Here is a 3,566-nt window from a genome sequence, read left to right as displayed (position 1 = left end):
GATGACGTCGGCGCGGACGCGGTGAAGACGGGCATGCTGTCCTCGACCGCGGTCGTGGAGGTTGTGGCGGAGCGCCTCGCGGCCCATGAGGCGGCGAACTACGTTCTCGATCCGGTCATCGTGGCCAAGGACGGCACGCACCTGTTGACCGACGACGGCGTGCGCGCGGTGCGGGAGAAGCTGCTGCCGCTGGCGATTCTCGTGACGCCGAACGCGCCCGAGGCCGAGGCGTTGACGGGGGAGGCCGTTTCCAGTGCGGACGGCGCGGCGCGGGCGGCGCGGGCGCTGGTGGACATGGGGGCGAACGCGGCGCTGGTCAAGGGCGGACACTTGCCGGGGCAAGCGGTGGACGTCTTGTGGGACGGCGCCGAGGAGACCCGGCTGACGAACCCGCGCATTGCGGGGCCTCCGGTTCACGGCACGGGCTGCGTGCTGTCGGCGGCGGTTGCGGCATATCTCGCGCGCGGCGAGGCGCTGGCCGCCGCAGTCGCCAAGGCGCGCGGATTCCTCCAGGACGCGCTCACAGAGACGTTCTCGACCGGCGGCAGCTTCCAGCTCTTCGCGCCATTCCAGCACCGGGACTGAGTCTCGTGCCTGCGTGCGCCAACCATCCTGACCGGCACGGCAAGTGGCACTGCCAACGGTTGGACGTGGCCTATTGCGACGAGTGCTGCCGCTGCCCCTACCCGGAGGGCTACTGCAAGTTCCGCAGGGAATGCACGATCTGGCACCTGTGCGGGGAAGAAGAGGGGGAACCATGGGAGCCGAGCGACGCGCCTTGAGCCTTGCCGGTCTGCGTCAGCGAGCAGCCAATCGTCTCCCCGCCTTCTCCCTCGGGGTGAATCTGCCCCTCACCGCATTCTAGGCGTCGCGGTAGCCGGTTCCGGCGGAGACGGAGACGGAGGCGGCGCGACCGGCGCTGAGCCATCTGTTCGAGAAGTTCCGAAAGATGCGGCTGCCGCGCCGCGCGGCAGAGACCCGCGATAGCGCTGCCGTCCCGCTCCAGGCCTCGAAGGCTTGGGGCCCGGACCTCGGCCCTCGATGTCGTGTTCAGCCGATGTACTGCACCCAAGAAGGTTCGACGCGAGGTGCCGCGAATTAGTTCTATGGGCAGCGTGGCCCCCCGCACCGCAGCACAAATCCTAGTCGGGGCGTGGGCCAATGACCAAGTTCATCTTCGTAACGGGCGGTGTCGTGAGTTCCATCGGCAAGGGCATCACCACCGCCTGCCTCGGGCGCCTGCTGCGCGACCGGGGCTACCGCATCACCGTCCAGAAGATTGACCCCTACCTCAACGTTGACGCGGGCACCATGAACCCCCACCAGCACGGCGAGGTGTTCGTCACCGATGACGGCGCCGAGACCGATCTAGACCTGGGCCACTACGAGCGGTTCGTCGACCTCAACCTGACGCGGCTGGCGAACGTCACGACGGGTCAGATCTACGGCAACGTGATCCAGAAGGAGCGCCGGGGGGACTACCTCGGGAAGTGCGTGCAGGTCATCCCCCATCTCACCGACGAGATCAAGGCACGCATTCACGAGGCTGCCCGGCAGGATAACGCTGAGGTCGGCATCGTCGAGATCGGGGGCACCGTCGGCGACATCGAGGGGCTGCCGTTCCTCGAAGCCATCCGTCAAATGAAGAGCGACCTCGGGCCAGGCAACAGCGCGTACGTCCACGTGACCCTGATTCCCTTCGTCGGCCCGGCGGGCGAGAGCAAGACGAAGCCCACTCAGCACAGCGTGCGCGAACTGCGCAGCATCGGCATTCACCCCGATCTGCTGATGTGCCGCTCGAGGATGCCGCTGTCCGAGGAGATGCGCGAGAAGATCAGCCTGTTCTGCGATGTGCCCCTGGAGGCGGTGATCGAGGGGCTCGACACGGATTCCATTTACGAGCTTCCGCTTATCTTCGAGCGCCAGGGCCTGGCGCATCTGATCGAGCAGAGGCTGAGCCTGGAGGCGCGCGAGCCGAACCATGCCGAATGGGAGCACGTCGTCGAGCGCGTGCGCAATCCGGAGCAGTCGTGCACCATCGCCCTGGTGGGCAAGTACATGGTCGTGCCCGACGCCTATATCAGCATCATCGAGGCAATCAAGCACGGCGGCATCGCCGAGCGTGCGGCGGTGACGATCAAGCGCGTCAATGCCGAGGACATCATGGAGCAGGGGGCGCCAGGCCTGCTGGCGGACGTGGACGCGGTGCTCGTGCCGGGTGGGTTCGGCGGCCGAGGCATCGAGGGCAAGGTTGACGCGATCACGTACGTCCGCGAGAACAAGGTGCCGTTCCTGGGATTGTGCCTCGGCATGCAGTGCGCGGTGATCGAGTTCGCGCGGAACTGCTGCGGGATGGACGGGGCGCACAGCGCCGAATTCGAGCCGAAGTCGCCGTACCCCGTGCTCGACCTGCTGCCGGAGCAGAAGGCCGTAGCCAACAAGGGAGCAACGATGCGCCTGGGGGCGAGCCCGGTCAGAGTCGCCACTGGCACGCTGGCACACAGCCTGTACGGCCAAGGGCTTATCCTGGAGCGCCATCGCCATCGCTACGAGGTGAATAACGCCCACCGCGAGGCACTCGAGTCCGCCGGGATGGTGATGAGCGGCACCTCTCCCGACGGCCGTCTGGTGGAGATGGTCGAAGTGCCAGCCCATCCGTATTTCATCGCGAGCCAATTCCATCCCGAGTTCAAGTCGCGGCCGAACCGCGCGCATCCCTTGTTCCAAGGCCTGGTGCGGGCGGCGCTGGCACGCAAGGAGGAGCGGGCGCAGAGCGAGCGGCAGGTCGCGCGGTAGGCGCTGTTCGCAGGTTCCCCGGATGACGTGGACTGTCTCGGCGCGCGGTTTCCAACCGCGCGTCTTCTCGCGCCTCGCAGAGAAGGGCCGTTGGGCTGGGCCGCCGCGGCGCAAGCGGCGGCCGCGGCCGAGCGGAAGCATCGGTCATCACGACTCGGAGGTATTGCATGCAGTTTCGTAAGCTCGGCCGCACCGGCCTCGAGGTGACAGCAGTGGGATTCGGCGGCATTCCGATCATGGGCGCCAACTGCCCGGTCGGCTGCGTCCCCGAGGACGAGGCCGTTCGCATCATCCAATACGCGCTGGACAAGGGCATCAACTTCATAGATACCGCGCGCTCCTACACCGACAGCGAACACCGCATCGGCCTCGCCGTCAAGGGGCGCAGCCCGCGGCCGTACATCGCCACCAAGACCTATATTGACTTCAGAGGGGGCGACCTCGACCGCTTCTCGCGCGACATTGACGAGAGTTTGGCGGCGCTCGACGTGGACTGCATAGATCTCTATCAGATCCACTACATTGACCGGGGGATCGAGTTGGCGTTCGGCGCGGAGGGGGCGGTTGCGAGGATGCAGAAGGCGCGCGACGAGGGCAAGATCCGCCACATCGGCGTCACGGCGCACGATCCCGATATCGCGATCAAGGCGCTGGAGAGCGGGGAATTCGAGACGGTGCAGGTGCCGTTCAACGTCGTGAAGCCGGAGGCTGCGGAGAAGCTGTTCCCGTTCTGCCTGGAGCGCGGCATCGGCGTCATCTGCATGAAGCCG

The 3,566-nt window shown here is 66.7% G+C and carries 3 protein-coding genes; all 3 read left to right on the top strand.

Going from position 1 to position 3,566, the window contains the following annotated elements; all coding sequences use genetic code 11:
* Positions 1–585, top strand: a 585-nt coding sequence (locus JSV65_12525) for a hydroxymethylpyrimidine/phosphomethylpyrimidine kinase (protein ID UCH33394.1), incomplete at its 5' end; no start/stop codon positions are given.
* 576 nt (positions 586–1,161) lie between these two features.
* Positions 1,162–2,796, top strand: coding sequence for a CTP synthase (locus tag JSV65_12520; GenBank protein UCH33393.1), 1,635 nt, complete (start codon positions 1,162–1,164; stop codon positions 2,794–2,796).
* A gap of 167 nt (positions 2,797–2,963) precedes the next feature.
* Positions 2,964–3,566 (top strand): aldo/keto reductase (locus JSV65_12515; GenBank protein ID UCH33392.1); only part of this gene is annotated, 603 nt, incomplete at its 3' end.

It is taken from the genome of Armatimonadota bacterium (assembly GCA_020354555.1).
In the GTDB taxonomy this organism is placed as follows: Bacteria; Armatimonadota; Hebobacteria.
This window is presented reverse-complemented; position numbering and strand designations above follow the sequence as displayed.